This is a genomic window from Vibrio sp. ABG19 (assembly GCF_029962385.1).
GTDB classification, from domain to species: domain Bacteria; phylum Pseudomonadota; class Gammaproteobacteria; order Enterobacterales; family Vibrionaceae; genus Vibrio; species Vibrio ostreae.
This window is the reverse complement of sequence record NZ_CP071708.1, coordinates 1,884,571-1,904,157: the sequence shown is the minus strand read 5'-3', so window position 1 is coordinate 1,904,157 and position 19,587 is coordinate 1,884,571. Positions and strand designations below refer to the sequence as shown.

Here is a 19,587-nt window from a genome sequence, read left to right as displayed (position 1 = left end):
CCTCTCCGGGTTAAAAACCAGTAATGATCTGACTGGTCGATGATCCTTTTAAATCTTCACTCTTTTTGCCGGTATAGATACTGTAGGCATCTTCCATCCGCTCACCATTACCATCGGGAATGATTGTCATATTCTCCTGAGTTGCGTTCGGGTTGTAGGTTTGCAACTCTCTGATTTGCGCAACGTGTCCGCCTAACTTTTGCACCCCAACGTGGCTCTGATTAGCGCATCCACTCATGGCCAATGTAATACCCATACCGATCAGTAGCGTCGTTTTCATACTCTTCTCTCCCTATAACCCGTGGCCGAATGAGCCTTCCGAACCGCCTTTACCTGCAGTGACCGCAGGGTCATAGGAGGAAGAAGCCCGAGTGCGTTTTACATCACCGGGTGAAGCCAGATATGCACCTTGTCCGAGTAAGTAGTACTTCATATCAGTAGGTTCAACAAAGGCATCCGTGGGTAACGTCACTTTAGAGCGATCAATCGGTTTAGCTAGTCTTGGGGTCACCAGAATAACCAGTTCGGTTTCACCAGAAATATACTCCTGGCTGTTAAAAAGCTGCCCCAGCAACGGAATATCACCCAGCCCTGGCATTTTAGAAATGGAGTCGCGCACGTTCTCACTCAGTAAACCGGCAATACCGATAGTTTGGCCATCAGCCAGCTCGAGAGTAGAGGAAGCGCTACGCCGGGTAATCGGCGGGATAAAATAGGCAGCATTAGAACCGGTAGGCGTAAACGTTAAAGTAGTCGAACTGGCTATTTCACTCACATCCACCGCCATATTAAGATTGATTTTTTTATCGCTCAGCACAGTGGGGATAAATTTCAGTCCGACACCATAGGGCTTATATTCAATGGTAATGCCATCGTCGTCAGGCACTGGAATAGGAAATTCGCCGCCCGCCAGAAACTCAGCTTTAGCCCCGCTTAACGCAGTCAGGTTCGGCTCGGCCAACACTTTTGCCACGCCATTCTCTTTAGCGATATCCAGTGCCAGGGTAAACAAGGTGTCTCCGTCAATAAACGTAGACAGCAATCCGGTGCCTTCGATGGTTGGTGAGTTAAACACCGGACCAATCACACCAGGGGCTATGTCATCAATATAACCACCAGCTGATGTACCGCCCCAGGAGAACTTGCCGTTGTTTTGGAAAAAGTGGAAATTAGAGTCCAAACGGCGCACCAGGCTGCGCTGCACTTCAGCGACAGTGACTTCCAGCATCACTTGCTGCGCACCACCGATGCTCATCAGATTAACCACACCGGTTTTCTCCGCTTCTTTGTTACGCGAGTCGGTTTCTTTATCTGCCGACTCGCCTGCGGCATAGGTTTCTGCCAAACGCAGCGCAACATTCATCTTGTCTTGCGAGCTGACCTGGCCACTCAGTATCAGACGGTTTTGCGAACTGTGTACCGCGATATTCTCATCCGGCAGAAACTCGTAGAGCTTGGCTTTGAGGCTATTCACATCGTGGGTCACTTCGATATTGATCGATTCAATTAGCTGCCCGCGGCGATCCCAGGCCATTAGATTGGTTGAACCCAGTTTTTTACCAATCAAAAACAGCTCATTGGATTTAAGCATCACAATATCCAGCACTTCAGGGTCACCCAGAGAAACCCGACTCGCATTGCCCTGCAGCAGTACATGGGTCGATTTATGATGCGGAACGGTGACCACTTTACCGCTCTGAGTCGCAGCTGCCCAGACACTGAATGTAAAGAACACAGTCAGAATGACTAATATGTTTTTCATAACTCACCTCAATTCCTTACACGCACATTGGATGTGTCCGTTCCCTTGATAATCGTGACACTTGGTGGCGGAACGTATTTCACCACTTTCGGCTCGATGGCATGCGGGTTACGCAAAGCGAGCTGTATGTCTCCCTTACTTTTGGCACTTAAAAGCTTTTCAGCTTCTTTAGGGGAGACTTCTAACGTGACGGCCCGTACGATCACCGGTTTGTTGTCACTGGTACGTGCGGTCTGATCAACTGCCAAAACTTTAATGTCCTTAAGAACCGTATCTGTATTCGCGGAGTTCTTTCCATACTTAACAGTGCTCAATACATCCACTTTATTGCCAGGCAACAAAAACCCCGCCACACCAATCACATCATTAACCCGGATCGTTACTGCACGTTTATCTTCCGGCAGAACAGCAGCGAGAGTGGCACCTTCACCAGGAATGCTTAACCTTTGGTTCAGGACAACTTCATCCGGATACAAAGTCTCAGAAGCAATTTTTCCGATAACATCCGCCGGATCACTAAACTGATTGTCATTAGTCCACGATTTCTCTATTAGACGTGTTGTCAGATGCTGGGCTTCAATCACCGTCGTCACCGGTATCTCTGTAGCGGCAACAATAACTGGCACACGTTCTACCACTTCGACTTCGGTTGTGGGCTTAACTTGGTTATCCATCCACTGCTTGGCGAAAAACACTGCTCCCAGTCCCAACAATATTGAGACCAACAGTAATAAAACCACTTGATTGCGACTCATCTGGTACCTCCTCCTTTGCCATCGGCGGTGAAGTAAACCTCCCAGGCGCGCTGCAAAATTTCTGGCGTAACAACGGGTTGAGTATCTTCAAAAGCAACGATGTCTCGACTAATCCCAAGTAAGTCTTTTGGCAGGCAGGGATAAAATCCTATGTTATGCCGACGATGCAAATCATAAAGCGCATCAAAAGACGATGATTGAACAGTCATATTTTTGGTTGCAGCCATATCTTCCCACAAGGCGTGGTATTCGGTTCTCTCCAGAGGATGGAACTGAATCTTATATCCTAGCCGACGCAAGAACGCAGGATCACTGATCCTTTCCGGATCCAAGTTAGTGGAAAACGCTAAGGTCAGTATAAAAGGGATAGTCACTTGTTGACCGTTTGGCAATGACAGGTAGTCATAAAAATACTCCATCGGTACAATCCAACGGTTCAGAATAGCATCGACCGGAAACGGTTGACGCCCCAGGTCATCAATGATGAAAATACCGTTATTGGCCATCATCTGCAGCGGTGCCATCCAGACTCTGTTGTGCTCAGTATGATTCACTTCCAGCATATCCATGGTAAGCTCCCCACCGACCTGAATACTTGGCCTCTCACACAACACCCAACGCTGATCATGTTGATCCCTAAAAGACAAAGAATCTAAGCCTTTACTTTCTTCAACTCTGACGTGGTGCTGCTGAGAATAAACTTTGATAACATTGCCCATTGCATACACGGCATGTGGTATATAAACCGATGTGTTGAGCGAGTTGAGCAATCGGGTGGCGACAAAAGTTTTACCGGTCCCGGCATCTCCATAGAGTAACAGTGCCCGCCCTGAATTAATCGCCGGTCCCAACACCGAAATTAGCCGTTCTGAACCATAGACATCACTCAGAGCGTGTTCGACATCCGGACGAGTAATAATCTTAGAACGCACATCCTGGGCCGAAACCATCTGATTATAATCATCCAGCGAAACCGGAGCCGGCCCTATGTATGCATCTCTTAAAAATGCGCGTTCAGCTTCCCGTCCACCAGTCTCAGATAAACCGTATCTGACATGGCCAACAGTAGAGTGTGACTCTGCCTGAAATACCTCGACCAATGAACGCAGTCTCAGTAAGGCGAGCAACTCTTCCACCAGGTGGCTGCTGATGCATAAATACTTGCTAAGCTGCAGAACATCGATTTTGGGATAAGCAGAGAGATGCTTTAACACCAAGTTTTCCAGTACTGCTTTCGGTACTTTCAAGTCATCAAAACTTACTGGCACCTCAGGAGCTTTGGCTTGTGGCGTTAAAACCGTTCGATGAATATTATCTATCACCAATGTGCCCATTGACTGACTCCTTGGTTTCTAATCTTTGTCACGCAAAGTTCAAAACGAAAAATGTAAATATTGTGCTAAAGCGACTCCACAAACAACAACTGGAGCAAATGGCATTACCAGCCGATTATCTTTCAGATCGCAAACAATAAAACTCCGATATGGTTTAGCACTGAAGCAGAGTAAGGCTCTGAAAAAACCATCGATACTTATTTCTTTGTTAAATATTATAATTTTATTTAAAACCCAATACATACAACCTATAAATACCGAACTAACACCTATGCAAAATACTAAGTTCAGTAAATCATTAAAGCCAAAAATAAATCCAACTATAGCTAGTAACTTTACGTCTCCTGGTGCCATCCAGCCACAAAAATGGAATAGTAGAGCTATAGAAAAAAACATAGACATCGAAAGGAGATGAAGAAGAAAAGTATCAACATCTCCTTTTAAAACTGTGAGCTTTAATGTCACAAGCAGTACAATCAGGCCAAGAAGATAATTAGGTATACGATGCTCTTTCGCGTCATTAATGCCTACTATAAATAAAAGAAGCCAGAGGGATATATCCATAACCATATTGCCACCTTCGAACCTAGTGTAGATTAAGAGTCATATTCCTCTCTGGCTGTGTGTTGATATCTAAAATCAGTCTATGAACCGTCAGCAATATTTCCAATAATGGCTGTTATTTTTGTCTGTAACTGAGTTCCCATTGTTGCAAACAGACCAGCTAAGGCTACTACCAATAAACCCGCACCAATTACATATTCAACTACTGTCAACCCTTCTTCATCTTGCCAAAAGTTTTTAATCGCTTGAGTGAACTTATTCATGATTTGGTCTCCTTCCTGACACATTGAATGTTCATATTCAATTTAGATAGTTCTATCAGTAGCGGTTAGGACTTTTTTGTCAGGGTTTGGTACTTTCTTTAACATTAAGTAACAAAATACTCACTAACTATTGATTTAAAAATCATTTAAAGATGCGAAATATTTGGCACAAATAGCGTTTAATACCCTTTAGTAGTAACAACACGCACTGTTATATTGATATTTTTCGCTTTATTACTCGGTAAACAGGCCATAAACAGTCACCAGCAACATTCTCATTAGTGAAACAAACACAATAAAGTTACATTGCATATTCAACCATTGATCACTTGGAAATGTGCGCTAAACCAATTATTTGACCTAAGACCTTGGGAGGTTTATTTGCACTTTTTTGGCTTAATTCTAGGCTTACAATTAAGCCTCTTGCTTTCTCGGGTGGCAACTAGTGTGGTTTTAGAATCTGTGCCTTTCGAAGCTATAACTTTAGAAGAAGCTATGACTTTAGAAGCTATGACTTTAGAACCTTGGTGTGAAAATCTGTGGTGTGAGAATTCGGTATGGCAGGAAAATATCAGGGTCACTGGTTAGGTAGTCCGCTGACGACGCTCCCACGGCGTGTTCAGGACGTGTGTAAGCACTATTTCGATGTGGTTGAGCACGGCAGTGATGTCTCGGTCCTTAGTGAACCTGATGTCTCCTATGCGCTGTTTTTTTATCAGAAGGATCGCTGCCAGGGGTTACTGCTGACTTCACTCAAGATCTGTATGAATTTAAACAAGTACTTGATCATTATTCACGATGGCTCATACAAAAACAGTATCGGCCACCAAGAACCCGTTCTGGCCCTGCTTGATATCAGTGAGGATGAACCCTCGATGGCTATCTCTGGTATTTGCGAGAAGCTTAACAATAACGTTGACCAGCAGACCATTGAGCAACAAGTTCTGCATTCACCTAAATCTCCACATAGTCTAAGTAAAGAGATGTTAGATATTCTGCGTTATATTGATTTGAATATTACTAAAGAAATCCGTGAAGAAGATATTGCCGAATACTGCCACTATTCTATCTCGTACTTTTCAAAACGCTTTCACAAAGTGATTGGCGTCAGCTTTCGCGACTACATCTGCGATAAACGTATCGCCATGGCCAAGAGATTATTGGTGGATGAGAAAAATGCCAAAATCGCTTTTATCGCTTATCAATGCGGCTACCGGGATGTGTCTTACTTCTCGCGTATCTTTAAAAAGAAAACCGGCATCAGCCCCGGCGCTTTTCGCCAGCTTCATTCGCGCTGAACGCCCTGTCAGGCGCTTACCACTGGTAACACTTTGGGTATAAGTCCGTGTAATTAAGGCTTTATTTGCACAGTGCTTACTGCTAAAGTTAACAAAAATTTAACATAACAATAAACTCGTTTTGCCAAACCAATGCTGACTTTACTGACGACCTGAGCTCTCTGCAGACAGGCGGACAGGCGAGCAGCCAGGAGTTAGAGAATGATCCAACCTAACACATTGAGCAAATCAAACTGTGCTCTCCACACACCCGACGAGATGATTTTAAAATGGGCGCAACAGCGTCCGGACGAAATCTATCTCAAACAGATTATTAACCGCCAGTTTGTCACCTTTACTTTTGCGCAAGTGGCCGATCAGGCGCTGAGACTGGTCTCGGCTTTACAATCACTCGGTGCCGAGCCCGGCGATAAAATCGCCCTGGTCTCGAAAAACTGTGCTGAGTGGTTTATCTGCGATCTGGCCATGATGCTGGGTGACTTTGTCAGTGTCCCCATCTTCCCGACCGCAGGTGCCGAAACGATCGAATACTGCATCACCCACAGTGAAAGTAAGATTCTGATCGCCGGGAAACTGGATGATGGCAAAGCAACCGAACAGGTGCTGACTCATCTGCCTGACTTAATCACCATTTCACTGCCCTATGACTCAGCGCCAAAATGTCAGCATCGCTATACCAAGCTGATTGCCGAGCATACGCCCAGTGAATTTCGTCCTCAGCACAGCGAGGACAAACTGATGTCTCTGGTTTACACCTCCGGTACATCCGGGGTTCCCAAAGGCGCCATGCTGACCTACGGCGGGTTCTGCTGGTCGGTACAGCAACTGATTAACCATATCGGCATTGAACCCAATGACCGCCTGTTCTCATATCTGCCGCTGGCTCATATTACCGAACGGGTTTATATCTTTGGTTCCTCCGTGATGGGCGGCGTACCTACGGCGTTTCCGGAATCGCTCGATACTTTCATTGATGATGTCAAAATGCAGCGCCCGACACTGTTTATCTCCGTGCCGCGTCTGTGGACCTTGTTCCAGCAGCGGATTCAGGACAAGCTGCCACAGGCAAAATTAAACCTGCTGCTTAAGATCCCGCTGGTCAATTCGCTGATCAAGAAGAAGATAGCCAAAGGACTGGGCTTAGACCAGGCGCGCGTGCTGGGCTGCGGTTCTGCGCCGGTGTCGCCGGCGCTACTGGCCTGGTATCACAGCCTGGGTCTCAACATTACTGAAGCCTGGGGCATGACGGAATCCTTTGCCTACAGCACACTCAACTATCCGTTCCGGGCTGATAAAATCGGTACCGTTGGTAACGCCGGGCCGGGGGTAAAAATAAAAATTGCCGATGACGGCGAAATCATGGTGCAGAGCCAGGGGCTGTTCGCCGGCTATTATAAGAACGACATTGCCAGTAAAGAGTCGTTCAACAATCAGGGCTGGCTGCATACCGGAGATATCGGCACACTCGACAGTGAGGGTTTTCTCTCGATTCAGGGACGTAAAAAAGATACCTTCAAGACCGCCAAAGGTAAGTTTGTCTCACCGGTGCCGATCGAGAAGAAGCTGTTTGAATATAGTCGGGTAGAAATGATGTGCCTGATCGGGCTCGGACTGCCGGCACCGATCCTGCTCGTCGTGCCGCATGACTTTACGAACTTTAACCGCCAGCGTTATGAGCGCAGCACTGAGAAAGTCATCGCCAAGATGAATGCACAGCTCGAATCCCATGAACAGATCAAGGGCGTGCTGATGATTAAAGAGCCGTGGAGCATTGAGAACGGCATTCTCACCCCGACCCTGAAAATAAAGCGCCACGTGCTGGAGCAAAAGTATCACCAAGTGGGCCAGAACTGGCCAAAAGGGCAACTTGTCGTTTGGGAAGACTAGCCCTGTGACACAACAGCAAAAGGGAGCAATCAAAGCTCCCTTATTTTTCAATCTGAATAAGCCAGTTTTATAGTCCGCATTACAGATAGTCTCTGTAATCGTGGCGGTGAGGCGGCTTTTCCTGCCAACCAATATCCTTACGCAGGTGTTCATTTAACGGTAATGATTGTTGCGGCTGTTGCTTGTCCCCGCTTAGCTTGCGCCATAATCCTGAAATTACACGCCTTAAGCTGAATGTTTGCCGCAAGTTTTTTGTGCTGGTTGTCATGCTTACTTCCTGTACCCACTGCTTTGTTAGTCGTATTATGGAAATATTCCCGTCCGGAAACGAACGATCATTCACCACTCGTCATATAAGCAGAAGTTATGGACAACCGGTTACGTCACCTTTCCGGGCTGCGCTTTTTTGAAGCGGCGGCCCGCCACCAAAGTTACAGTGAAGCTGCGCGAGAGCTGTTTGTCTCTCAGGCTGCCGTCAGTCAAAAACTGCGTCAGTTAGAGCAGCAACTGGGCTGTAAGCTGTTTATGCGCCAGGGGCGGGAAATGTTGCTGACCGAAAAAGGCCAGCAGTTGTATCTGCAAGTCAGTCAGGGCTTTGAACGCATTATTACCGGACTGAACCAGATTCAGAATGAACCACTGGAAGGCATACTGTGCGTACGTACCCCGCCCTCTTTCGCCTCACGCTGGCTGATGCCACGCTTGTGGCGCTTTACCATGGAACATCCCTATATTCCGATTCGCCTTATCACCGATTGTGACAGCCCGAACATCCGCCACAGCGCAATTGATGTGGCTATCTGGCAGGGGAATGAAGATGTCACCGAGTCCGGCTTGAAGCAGGAATTTCTCCATGAAGAGCCAGTCTATCCGTTCTGTTCGGTGCAGCTGGCACAATCTCTGCAACTGGTCCATCCGGATCAACTGTTGCAATGCTGGCTGATCCACTTCGATTCACAAAGCTTTCCCTGGTCCGAGTGGTTTGCAACGGCCGGAGTCACGGTCAGCAAAGAGACCATGCAATGGATGGAAGTCAGTACCTTTGATATGGCGCTTAATGCGGTGATCGCCGGACACGGTGCGTGCCTGGCTACCGATAACCTGGCCGCTGACTATGTGCAACGCGGCGTACTGGTTAAACCGTTCGAGATCGGCCTGACTCCCGGCGTGCGTTACAGCTTGATCAGCGATCCCTCCTCTTCCCGCGCAGCGCGAATTGAAGCATTCAGCGACTGGCTACGACGGGAATTAGCTCAGACATCATTGGCTTAACGCCAGAACGGCTTGTTCACTTCCGCCATCACCTGTTCATACTCCAGCCCCAAATCTTTCCACAGGTGGGGCGGAAGTTCTGCCAGATGGCGGCGAGTGCGGTAGTTGCGATGCCAACGTCGCAACTGACTTAAGAATGCGTTAAGCCAACCGGATAATTCACTCTGTTCTGTCACTCTGGTTTCTAGATTCACAGCCTTCATAAGTCCTCCTTGAACCCTGCTCGGTTGTGACTAATAATCGTCATTAACCGCTATTTCCACAAACGATAGATTTTGCCATTCAGTTAAGGAAAACTAATGTGAGTCAACGTATACCGCCATTACAGGGGCTGTTCTATTTTTATACCGCGGCAGAAAGCGGCAGTTTCAAACTGGCGGCAGAGAAGCTGTTTGTCACTCCCGCGGCAGTCAGCCAGCAGATTCGTCTGCTTGAAGAGTGGCTCGGTGCAGAACTGTTTATCCGCCAGCATCGTAAAATTCAGCTCACTCACGAAGGCAACGTGCTCTATCAGCAGGCGCAAAAAGGCTTTGCCCATCTGCAGGAAGGCATTCGCCTTATCAATCAGGATCCCTCCCCTCACCAGTTATCTATTTCGACTCTGCCTTCTTTCGCCCAGCACTGGCTGGTACCGAGGATCGGTGATTTTCGTACCCATAACCCTGATATTTCGCTGCTGATAGAACCCACCAGCCAACTGGTCAATTTTCAGGACTCCAGTGTCGATGTCTGTATCCGCTACGGCAGCGGCGACTATAAAAACGTGCGATCGGAGTGGTTGATGGATGAAGTGCTATACCCGGTTTGTCACCCGATTTATCAGCAGCAACATCAGATTTATCAACTGGAAGATCTGGTACGCGCCGATTTGATCGAGGACATCTGGCCAGATATGGACTGGGGGCTGTGGCTGAAAAATGTCGGTCTGCCAAGCAACCAGCCGACGCTGCAGTACAACGGTTCCCAGTTTGTGCTGGAAGGCGCGTTAGCGGTGCAGGGTGTGGCGCTGGTCAAACATGCGACCGTGTGTCGCTATATCGAAGAAGGCAAACTGGTACAGATTGGTAATGTGGCGCTCAAACCCAGATTCCAGTTCTATCTGTGCGCGCCCAATGGTTACTTTAAACGTCCGAAGATCCAGGCTTTTCACCGCTGGCTACAAGCACAAATCAACCAGTTTCAGCAGCGTTACCCTTATCTGGGGGAAGTGCGTGACACCCGGTTTGATCTGTAACTTCACCGCAGAACAAAGCCGAAAGTCCGTAAGTCCGTAAGTCCGTAAGTCCTTAAGTCCTTAAGTCCTTAAGTCCGCTAATAAAAAAGAAAAAAGAAAAAAGAAAAAAGAAAAAGCCCCGTTAGCTTGCACTAACGGGGCTTTGTTATTACTTAGCTTAAAGCGTTTAACTTAAAGAATTACTTCTTCGCGTTACGCTCTTTAACTTCAGCAATTACTTTTTCAGCAACGTTTGCTGGACATGCTGCGTATTTTTCGAACTCCATAGAGAACTGACCACGACCAGAAGTCATAGTACGCAGAGTACCGATGTAGCCGAACATCTCTGAAAGAGGAACGTCTGCTTTGATACGTACGCCAGTTGCGCCAGCTTGTTGGTCACGGATCATACCACGACGACGGTTAAGGTCACCGATTACATCACCAACGTGGTCATCTGGAGTGAACACGTCAACTTTCATGATTGGCTCAAGAAGTTGCGCGCCCGCTTTAGGCATAGACTGACGGAATGCGCCTTTCGCTGCGATTTCAAATGCGATTGCAGATGAGTCAACTGCGTGGAAACCACCGTCGAACAGTTCTACTTCAACGTCCAGAGTAGGGAAGCCAGCCAGCACACCGTGCTGCATCATGCCTTCAAAACCTTTCTCAACTGCTGGCCAGAATTCCTTAGGAACGTTACCACCAACGACAGTTGATTTGAAAGTGAAGCCAGAGTTTGGCTCACCTGGTTTGATACGGTAATCGATCTTACCGAACTGACCAGAACCACCAGACTGTTTCTTGTGCGTGTAGCTATCTTCAATTGCTTTAGTGATAGTTTCACGGTAAGCAACCTGAGGAGCACCCACTTCCAGCTCAACGCCGTAAGTACGTTTCAGGATGTCTACTTTGATGTCCAGGTGCAGTTCGCCCATACCTTTCAGGATGGTTTCGCCTGAATCTTCATCAGTCTCAACCTGGAATGATGGATCTTCTGCAACCATCTTACCGATCGCAATACCCATTTTCTCAGTAGAACCTTTATCTTTCGGAGAAACCGCGATAGAGATTACTGGAGTTGGGAAGATCATTGGCTCAAGAGTACATTCGTGTTTTGGATCACACAGTGTGTGACCAGTTTGAACGTTCTTCATACCAACAACTGCGATGATGTCACCCGCTTGTGCTGAAGTGATTTCAGTACGGTCATCTGCTTGCATCTCAACCATACGGCCGATACGCTCAGTTTTACCTGTTGCAGAGTTAAGTACAGTGTCGCCTTTCTTCATCACGCCTGAGTAGATACGGATGAAAGTCAGAGCACCGAAGCGGTCATCCATGATCTTGAATGCCAGCGCTTTCAGCGGTTCTGCAGCGTCTACGATCGCTTTTTCACCAGTTGGTTCACCAGTTTCTGGATCAGTCAGATCTTGTGGATCAACTTCAGTTGGGTTTGGCAGGTAATCAACAACCGCGTCCAGAACCAGCTGAACACCTTTGTTCTTAAATGCAGAACCACAGAAAGTTGGGAAGAACGCCAGGTCACGAGTACCTTTACGGATACAACGTTTGATGTCTTCGATAGAAGGCTCTTCGCCGTCCATGTAAGCCATCATCAGATCGTCATCTTGCTCAACAGCAGTTTCGATCAGGTATTCACGGTATTCTTCTACCTGATCAACCATGTCTGCTGGAACTTCTTTGATTTCGTAGTTTTCTGGCAGACCTGAGTCATCCCATACGTATGCTTGACGGTTCAGTACGTCTACCACACCCACGAAGTCATCTTCACGGCCGATAGGCAGAGTCATTACCAGCGGAGTTGCCGCCAGTACGTTCTTCACTTGCTCTACAACGCGGAAGAAGTCTGCACCCATACGGTCCAGTTTGTTAACGAAGATCAGACGAGATACTTCTGATTCGTTCGCGTAACGCCAGTTGGTTTCTGACTGAGGTTCAACACCGCCAGAACCACAGAATACACCGATACCGCCATCAAGAACTTTCAGAGAACGGTATACTTCTACTGTAAAGTCAACGTGTCCAGGAGTATCGATAACGTTTAGACGGTGGTTTTTCCACTCACAAGTTACCGCAGCTGATTGGATAGTAATACCGCGCTCTGCTTCCTGCTCCATGAAGTCTGTAGTAGATTCACCATCGTGAACCTCACCAGTTCTATGGATTTTACCAGTAAGCTTAAGAATACGCTCAGTGGTAGTGGTTTTACCCGCGTCAACGTGCGCGAAAATACCAATGTTTCTGTATTTCGATAAATCTGCCATTGTCTTACTCTGTTAATAAGGTATAAAGTGCGCGCAGAGTATATCACAATCCATCAAGACTGATACCCCTGCGTCCATTTGCTGAAAAAAAATATTTATACCCTTACTACTTGAAGCTGCAGCGGTGTTGGCTGCCTTCATTCCCCCCAATCACATCGTGTCTCTATGCTCATAGGGATTCACTCATTTGCCGCCTACCGGCCACTCCAAGTTGTTTGGGTATAGACCCGGTTATTGCTGCTGAAATGTTCGGTCTATGCTGATGAAATATAGGTGATAGCACGCCATCACGCGAGGGGACCTGATAAATATTCTGACCTCCCCCGTCCGGACCAAACCCGGCCCCTCTTTAACTCATGTTCTGATTACAGTTCATCAAACGCACTGATCGCTTCCGACAATTTGCGTACCCCGTGAATCTGCATGCCCTCGATACCGCCTTTGGGCATATTGGCTATCGGTACGATGGCTTTCTTAAAGCCGTGCTTAAAGGCTTCATTGAGGCGTTCCTGCCCGCTCGGTACCGGACGAATTTCCCCCGCCAGACCGACTTCACCAAACACCACCACATCTTTCGGCAGCGGCTTGTCACGGAAACTCGACAACAGCGCCATCAGCAAAGCAAGGTCAGCACTGGTTTCTGTCACCTTAACGCCGCCGACCACATTGACGAACACGTCCTGATCCGCCATCTGCAAACCACCGTGTTTATGCAGCACGGCTAATAATAGAGAGAGACGGTTCTGCTCCAGACCGACCGCAACCCGGCGCGGGTTGGCCAACTGGGAGTAATCCACCAGCGCCTGAATCTCCACCAGCAGCGGGCGCGTGCCTTCCCACACCACCATCACCGAACTGCCTGAGGTTGCTTCTTCACCACGTGACAGGAAGATTGCCGACGGGTTACTCACCTCTCGCAGGCCCTGGCCAGTCATGGCAAACACCCCGAGCTCATTCACCGCACCGAAACGGTTTTTATGGCTGCGCAGGGTACGGAAGCGGCTGTCAGTGCCACCATCGAGCAGGACTGAACAGTCAATAATGTGCTCCAGAACTTTAGGCCCGGCCAGCGTACCGTCTTTGGTCACATGGCCGACAATAAATACCGCCACGTTATTTTGCTTAGCATAGCGGGTCAGCGCCGTCGCCGCTTCTCGCACCTGAGCCACACTGCCCGGTGAGGACTGTACGTCAGCCACGTGCATCACCTGAATCGAGTCAATCACCATAATGCGCGGCTGCTCGCGCTCAGCAATCTGGCAAATCCGATCGACATTCGTTTCCGACAGCATCTTAAGATGCTCTTTGGGTAAACCGAGTCGTGAAGCGCGCAAAGCAACCTGCTGCAACGACTCTTCGCCGGTGACATATAAGGTCGTCATCTGGGCCGAAAGCAGACACATGGTTTGCAGCAGCAGGGTCGATTTACCCGCGCCCGGGCTACCACCAATCAAGATTGCCGCGCCCGGGACGATGCCGCCGCCAAGTACGCGGTCGAGCTCTTTAAAACCACTGGTAAAACGCGGCACTTCCTGCAGATTGATTTCCGCCAGCGTCTGTACCGTGGCTTCCGTCGCGCTGCCGGCATAACCACTCAGGCGTTCATTGCGTGCTGCCTGCGGTGAAGCCGCCAGACGAACTTCTGAAATGGTATTCCAGGCGCCACAGGCGTTACATTGCCCTTGCCAGCGCGGAAAATCAGCCCCACAGTCATTACAGACGTAGGCACGTTTAGCTTTAGCCATGAAAACTTAAACCTCAAACCTGAAAAATGTTTAAAAGCTGTGAAGCGACAGCTTTTATAAATTCATGAATCACTGCAACATACTGCTAAAGAACCGGCCCTCCGGGCCGATGTATCAAGTATGAGAATGACACTCTAACAGAAAACTATGCAGCCACCTGAAATACTCTCGTTCACGGAACAATTGATTCCGGCCTATCACTCACCTGATTTTGAGTCGTTGCTCAATCAACTAACCGAAGGTCATCCGCCTTCGGTCAAACTGTTGGTTAAGATGGAACTCAAACGCCTGATGACACCGTGCACTAAAAGCATTGATCTGCGTGGCCGGGTTCAGGGCGAGTGCCGTGAGTATCAGTTGGACGGACTCAAACACTGGCTGGATGATGTTGCCTTTAACACTTATCACAAAGGGGTGAAAAGATTCGGCAGCTACACCGAAGGTGTCTGGGACCTTTTGTATAACACCCGCAACAACTTCCGGGTGATGAAACAGCGTGGCACGCTCAATCAGGGCAAGATCACCGAACCGAACAGCCCGTTTGAAGTTGAACCGGTCAAACTCGGCTACGATCTCAAACGCCAGGAAAACCGGCTGAAAATATCGTCGCAGGTAAAAATCATTCTGCGTAACAGCAAGCACACCGTGCACGGCCTGAGTATTGATCTCTCCTCTTCCGGCGCCAAGTTTAAAGTCCCGTCCGCTTTTGATTACAAACTGGGCGACACTATTTCAGTCACGTTTACCGAAATGAGCGAGACCTCCGAGGTACCCGGCCTGGATCAGGCGATCGAATACCGTATTCTGGCAATTGACGACTCGTATGACAATGATGCCATCAAGTTTTTGCGTACTCTTAAGCTCACCGAGACCAATGTCATCGAACGCATCATCATTGAATCACTGCGTGACAACAGCCAGAAAGCCAAGCATGACAACCAGGACAAAATCATCCGCGCCCGCACACGCGGCTATGAGCACAGCTATCTGAAACATACGTCCAACCTGCCGGTGTTTTTCAGCGGCAGTGAACTCCAGCTGGTGCTGATGACCGAAAACAACCAGTCGATCTGGCAGTACTGGCAGGATGAGCGTAATCAGCAGGCACTGAGTAATCTGTTCAATAGCGCACGTATGGAGCAGCTGACCAAAGACGGCCTGCGCGGCAGCAGCAATGTGCTGTATGCCTTCAAACATGATCATCAGGGTAAGACGCTGTTCTTTTCGATGATGATGCCGGAAGCCACACGCGCTCAGCGCCATCTGTTCTGGCACATCGGTGCGCGGCGCAGCAGCTGGAAAGCGTTTCGTCTTTCAGTGTTTGAACTGTCAGATCAAGAACGCCAGGAACTTGCCAGCCACTCACGTGAACTGACCGATCGCTCCAGTGCCCTGACCCACTGCGCTATACTGCAGGAAATCACAGACAGCACCAGCGCCAAAGATTATCTGCTGGTCGAGAAGCCGGCCCTGGCGAGCAGTGAGCTGGCCCCGTTCCGCCATCCGCGCAAGGTTTCCCACACCCCGATTAACATTTATTACGATGCGCGCTCACGGCGCCGGGAGCCGCGCTATCGTTTCAAGACTCCGCTGCAACTGCACATCGAAGGTAACGTATTGGCTGAAGGCTTCACCATCGATATGTCCAAGCGTGGTCTGAGCATAGTGCTGGATAAAGCGGTTGACCTCAAAGCCGGCGATAGCGCACAGATCAACTTCCGCGAACTGCGTTTGTATGACAAAAGCCTGCCGCTTGATGCCCTGCCGTACACGGTGATCCGGGTCGGCCCGGAAGGACGTAAACTGCAGTTAATGGTTGAGGAAACCACGCAGACGTTAAAGAGCATTGCGTTTTTCAACAGCATCATCGAGAACAATCAGGATAAAATGCTGCGTAAAGATGAAGTGCTGCCGAGTGCCCATCTGCTCGAAGGGCTGCATAACATTCTGCTGGATAAAATTGTCAGCGCGCCGGTATTCGTGGAAAAAGTCGGCGCTAACCTGCGGCCGAAAGTCATCGGGGTTAACTATCCCTTGCCGCCGCATCTGGCGCTGCTGGCCAAACTGGGCCACGATAACCAAATCACGCTTGAACCTATCTACAAAGGCCACACCAATACACTGCTCGCTACGCCAATGCGGCGCATTGACGGTGCGGAGCCGCAGTATCACGAAGTCTATATTGCCGCGGCCAAATTCGGTGCCCGTATTCAGTCGGTCGAATCACGCCTCATCACCGATTTCGTCAACATTAAAGATCGTATCCAGTTTATTCAACATGCTCTGGAACTGGGCGAGCTGTTTGTGCTGCGCATCAGTGCAGCGCCGGTATTCGATCCGTTTACCACCCTGATGCGCAGCGATCTGGCCGAACTGGCGCAGATCAGCATGCCACATGCCAAAGCGCTGGAGAAAGAACTCGGCGCCATGGCCGGATTTGGCGAAATCATCGATATCACCGAAGAAGTACTGATTCGGCTTGAACTGACCCAGTAACAGTGCCCAGGCCGAGAGCGTAAGCTGAAACAGACCACTAGAAACTAATATAATCTAATAGAAACTAATAGAAAACGAGGCTCCATAGCCTCGTTTTTTTGTGCGCAGCTGTATCTGTGCTGCTTATGGTCAACGACTCAGCGTCGCAATATCTTCACTTACGGCTTAGCCTGCCAGCTCAGTTTCTGCTGCCTGACCAGACCGGCCGACAGAATGCACAGCACACCGCCCAGCGCCGAGAAACGTACGGAAGTCTGCGCCTGTGCTTCCACCTTAGGTTTCGCGTGATACGCTACGCCCAACCCCGCCACGCCCATCATGACCAGATCGTTGGCGCCGTCCCCGACCGCCACGGTATTGTGCATTTCAATGTCGAACTGCTGGGCCAGATCCGCCAGAATTTCCGCTTTGGTCTGCGCTGAAACCACATCGCCCAGCACTTTACCGGTCAGCTTGCCATCGACAATCTCCAGTGTATTCGACTGCGCGTGATCGAGTGACAGCATCTGCTGGAGGTGATCGGAGAAATAGGTAAAGCCGCCGGAAGCGATCGCGGTCTTCCAGCCGAACGCATGCAGAGTGCCAATCAGAGCCGGCAGTTCCGGCATCAGCGGCAGCTCTTTGCGCACCGCTTCAAGGATCGAGGCATCGGCGCCTTTCAGCTTGCCGACGCGCTGGCGCAGACTCTGTTCAAAGTCCAGTTCGCCCTGCATGGCACGTTCAGTCACTTCTGCCACTTCTTCGCCGACTCCGGCCAGTTTGGCAATCTCATCGATACATTCAATCTGAATCGCGGTCGAGTCCATATCCAGTACAATCAATCCTGGCTTGGATAAATCCGGCACTTCGCTGATCCGTGCATAATCGAGCTCTAATCCCTTGAGAATCGTCTCATGCTCAGCGGTCAGTTCACCTGACATCAGCGCCACTTCGTAATGCCCGACTTTCCAGCATTCGACAATGGCATTGAAATGGCCGGTAAAGAAATCCATGTCTTCAAATTGCTGCGCAGTCAGCGTCGGTGCGTAGACAATCCAGTTCGCTTTTGCTTTCTCCAGTCGGTTAGCTAAACGCGTTTCAGGCAGACGGTTAAGTAAATTTGTATGTTTTTTGATAGATAAAGTTGTTAAAGCGTCCATGTCCACTTTCCATTGTTGGTATTCCCTGACGTTACCCTATTGCAATTTCAAAAGGCAAGTCTCAATATGAGCCGGAGTTTATTTTTCTTTAGGTTAACGGTATGGATGGTTCATTATTCTCCTTTCGTATGGTGATGCGGGTGCTGGCTGTCATCCTGTTAGCCGTGATGTTTTTCATCACCATTCAGAACAGCGTGGTGATCAGCAAGGGTAATGAACGCATTCAGGCCAACCAGTTAGAAACCCTGACAAAAGTGCTGATTACCCAGGCGTCGCAATCGGCCAGCAGCATGATTGCCGATCAGGATCAGGAACGTTTGCTGGCGCTGACTAACCAGTTAGCCTCAGAACGTCTGGTCTTTGATGCCACCATTTATGATGCAGAAGGGGTCAAACTGGCCGCGAGTGATTCGGCCCTGAGTGTGCGTGAAGTACTGGGGCTCGATACGCCGCTGCAAACCGCGAGCATCGGCCGTCAGCAACTGGTTGAACCTGTGATGCACGATGGCAGCCTGATCGGCTTTGTGCGCATCACCTTTGAAACCGGTAAAGTGACTGCCATTTCTGACCACCACTACCGTAAAAGTGACCGCTACATGTACCTGATGCTGCTGATGAGCTTTATCAGTGGCGTATTGCTGACCTTGCTGCTGCGGCGTCAGCCGAAAGATAAAGGCGAGAACCTGTTGCTGAAAAATGCCGGGGAAATATAAACCCCGGCACTGTTAGTGAATGACCAAACCATCCGCTTAATGACCAAACCACCGCCCAGCCTGAGCTCTCGAATGCCTAAGGTGTGGCGGCTTTTTCCGCATCCGCGACCAGCACTGAATCGAGCGCTATCTCTATCATCTCATTGAAGGTGGTCTGACGCTCTTCTGAAGTGGTCTGTTCGCCGGTTTTGATGTGGTCCGAGACGGTACAAATCGCCATCGCTTTGGCGCCATACTCGGCCGCAACGCCGTACAGACCGGCGGCTTCCATCTCCACACCGACGATACCGTACTTTTCCATCACCTCAAACATCGATGGATCCGGGGTATAAAACAGCTCAGCCGAAAACAGGTTGCCGATTTTAACTTCAATGCCACGTGCCAGAGCCGCATTCTCGGCCGCTTTGACCATACTGTAATCAGCGATGGCGGCAAAGTCGTGATCTTTAAAACGTATCCGGTTCACTTTTGAGTCGGTACAGGCACCAAGGCCAATCACCACATCGCGCACCTTGATGTCATCGCTGACCGCACCACAGCTGCCAACCCGGATGATTTTCTTTACCCCGAAATCTTTAATCAGCTCAGTGACGTAAATCGAGCAGGACGGAATGCCCATACCATGCCCCATCACTGAGACTCGGCGGCCTTTATAGGTGCCGGTGAAGCCGAGCATATTACGGACATCACACACTGCCCGGACATCCTGTAAAAAGTACTGAGCAATGTATTTGGCCCGCAACGGATCGCCCGGCATCAAGACGACATCAGCAAAATCGCCCAGTTCAGCATTGATATGTGGAGTTGCCATATGTGTTTTCCTTTCGCGCTTATACCCAACGTCACTGTTATCCAGTA

18 protein-coding genes are annotated in these 19,587 nt (G+C 49.2%); 6 read left to right on the top strand and 12 right to left on the bottom strand.

The window, feature by feature from the left end; all coding sequences use genetic code 11:
• Positions 1 to 10: 10 nt before the first annotated feature.
• From J0X00_RS15045 to J0X00_RS15020, 6 genes are all read right to left on the bottom strand, one after another.
• A complete protein-coding gene (locus J0X00_RS15045; protein WP_282477117.1) occupies positions 11 to 280 on the bottom strand; it encodes a hypothetical protein in 270 nt (89 codons plus the stop codon).
• 12 nt (positions 281 to 292) lie between these two features.
• Positions 293 to 1,762 (bottom strand): type II and III secretion system protein family protein, encoded by a 1,470-nt coding sequence (locus J0X00_RS15040; RefSeq protein WP_282477116.1) that lies wholly within the window; start codon positions 1,760 to 1,762, stop codon positions 293 to 295.
• Between the two features lie 8 nt (positions 1,763 to 1,770).
• On the bottom strand, positions 1,771 to 2,517 hold the full coding sequence (gene cpaB, locus J0X00_RS15035; RefSeq protein ID WP_282477115.1) for a Flp pilus assembly protein CpaB: 747 nt from the start codon (positions 2,515 to 2,517) through the stop codon (positions 1,771 to 1,773).
• Positions 2,514 to 3,851 carry an AAA family ATPase gene (locus J0X00_RS15030; RefSeq protein WP_282477114.1) on the bottom strand — a complete coding sequence of 446 codons (1,338 nt, stop codon included), beginning with the start codon at positions 3,849 to 3,851 and terminating at the stop codon, positions 2,514 to 2,516. Before J0X00_RS15030 ends, cpaB begins: the two co-directional genes overlap by 4 nt.
• A gap of 39 nt (positions 3,852 to 3,890) precedes the next feature.
• Complete coding sequence (locus J0X00_RS15025) at positions 3,891 to 4,421, bottom strand: prepilin peptidase (RefSeq protein ID WP_282477113.1); 531 nt, start codon at positions 4,419 to 4,421, stop codon at positions 3,891 to 3,893.
• A 74-nt stretch (positions 4,422 to 4,495) separates the two neighbouring features.
• The gene (locus tag J0X00_RS15020) at positions 4,496 to 4,678 is read right to left on the bottom strand and encodes a Flp family type IVb pilin (RefSeq protein WP_282477112.1); all 183 of its coding nucleotides are present in this window, start codon (positions 4,676 to 4,678) and stop codon (positions 4,496 to 4,498) included.
• 557 nt (positions 4,679 to 5,235) lie between these two features.
• On the opposite strand from J0X00_RS15020, the gene J0X00_RS15015 reads away from it, so the two are divergent.
• Positions 5,236 to 5,976, top strand: a complete 741-nt coding sequence (locus J0X00_RS15015) for an AraC family transcriptional regulator (RefSeq protein ID WP_282477111.1) — start codon at positions 5,236 to 5,238, stop codon at positions 5,974 to 5,976.
• 201 nt (positions 5,977 to 6,177) lie between these two features.
• On the top strand, positions 6,178 to 7,863 hold the full coding sequence (locus J0X00_RS15010; protein ID WP_282477110.1) for an AMP-binding protein: 1,686 nt from the start codon (positions 6,178 to 6,180) through the stop codon (positions 7,861 to 7,863).
• A gap of 79 nt (positions 7,864 to 7,942) precedes the next feature.
• Here the strand turns inward: J0X00_RS15010 and J0X00_RS15005 are convergent, their stop codons facing one another.
• Positions 7,943 to 8,131, bottom strand: a complete 189-nt coding sequence (locus J0X00_RS15005; RefSeq protein ID WP_282477109.1) for a hypothetical protein — start codon at positions 8,129 to 8,131, stop codon at positions 7,943 to 7,945.
• Positions 8,132 to 8,229: 98 nt separating this feature from the next.
• Between J0X00_RS15005 and J0X00_RS15000 the strand changes: the two genes are divergently transcribed.
• Positions 8,230 to 9,135, top strand: a complete 906-nt coding sequence (locus J0X00_RS15000; RefSeq protein WP_282477108.1) for a LysR substrate-binding domain-containing protein — start codon at positions 8,230 to 8,232, stop codon at positions 9,133 to 9,135.
• On the opposite strand, the gene J0X00_RS14995 is transcribed toward J0X00_RS15000, so the two are convergent.
• Positions 9,132 to 9,338 carry a DUF1127 domain-containing protein gene (locus J0X00_RS14995; RefSeq protein ID WP_136483401.1) on the bottom strand — a complete coding sequence of 69 codons (207 nt, stop codon included), beginning with the start codon at positions 9,336 to 9,338 and terminating at the stop codon, positions 9,132 to 9,134. The two genes, J0X00_RS15000 and J0X00_RS14995, sit on opposite strands and share 4 nt — an antisense overlap.
• Positions 9,339 to 9,436: 98 nt before the next feature.
• Here J0X00_RS14995 and J0X00_RS14990 point away from each other — a divergent pair, with 98 nt between their 5' ends.
• Positions 9,437 to 10,369, top strand: a complete 933-nt coding sequence (locus tag J0X00_RS14990) for a LysR substrate-binding domain-containing protein (RefSeq protein WP_282477107.1) — start codon at positions 9,437 to 9,439, stop codon at positions 10,367 to 10,369.
• A 179-nt stretch (positions 10,370 to 10,548) separates the two neighbouring features.
• On the opposite strand, the gene fusA is transcribed toward J0X00_RS14990, so the two are convergent.
• Together fusA and radA are read right to left on the bottom strand one after the other, a co-directional pair.
• Positions 10,549 to 12,636 (bottom strand): elongation factor G, encoded by a 2,088-nt coding sequence (gene fusA / locus J0X00_RS14985; protein ID WP_282477106.1) that lies wholly within the window; start codon positions 12,634 to 12,636, stop codon positions 10,549 to 10,551.
• A gap of 365 nt (positions 12,637 to 13,001) precedes the next feature.
• A complete protein-coding gene (gene radA / locus J0X00_RS14980; RefSeq protein ID WP_282477105.1) occupies positions 13,002 to 14,381 on the bottom strand; it encodes a DNA repair protein RadA in 1,380 nt (459 codons plus the stop codon).
• 147 nt (positions 14,382 to 14,528) lie between these two features.
• Here radA and J0X00_RS14975 point away from each other — a divergent pair, with 147 nt between their 5' ends.
• Positions 14,529 to 16,877: a PilZ domain-containing protein gene (locus J0X00_RS14975; RefSeq protein ID WP_282477104.1), complete on the top strand. Its 2,349-nt coding sequence runs from the start codon at positions 14,529 to 14,531 to the stop codon at positions 16,875 to 16,877.
• A 158-nt stretch (positions 16,878 to 17,035) separates the two neighbouring features.
• Here J0X00_RS14975 and serB read toward each other — a convergent pair whose 3' ends face one another.
• Positions 17,036 to 18,016, bottom strand: a complete 981-nt coding sequence (gene serB, locus J0X00_RS14970) for a phosphoserine phosphatase (RefSeq protein ID WP_282477103.1) — start codon at positions 18,014 to 18,016, stop codon at positions 17,036 to 17,038.
• Positions 18,017 to 18,117: 101 nt separating this feature from the next.
• Between serB and J0X00_RS14965 the strand changes: the two genes are divergently transcribed.
• Positions 18,118 to 18,729 (top strand): YtjB family periplasmic protein, encoded by a 612-nt coding sequence (locus J0X00_RS14965; RefSeq protein WP_136483395.1) that lies wholly within the window; start codon positions 18,118 to 18,120, stop codon positions 18,727 to 18,729.
• 76 nt (positions 18,730 to 18,805) lie between these two features.
• Here J0X00_RS14965 and deoD read toward each other — a convergent pair whose 3' ends face one another.
• A complete protein-coding gene (gene deoD, locus J0X00_RS14960; RefSeq protein WP_282477102.1) occupies positions 18,806 to 19,540 on the bottom strand; it encodes a purine-nucleoside phosphorylase in 735 nt (244 codons plus the stop codon).
• Positions 19,541 to 19,587 lie beyond the last annotated feature (47 nt).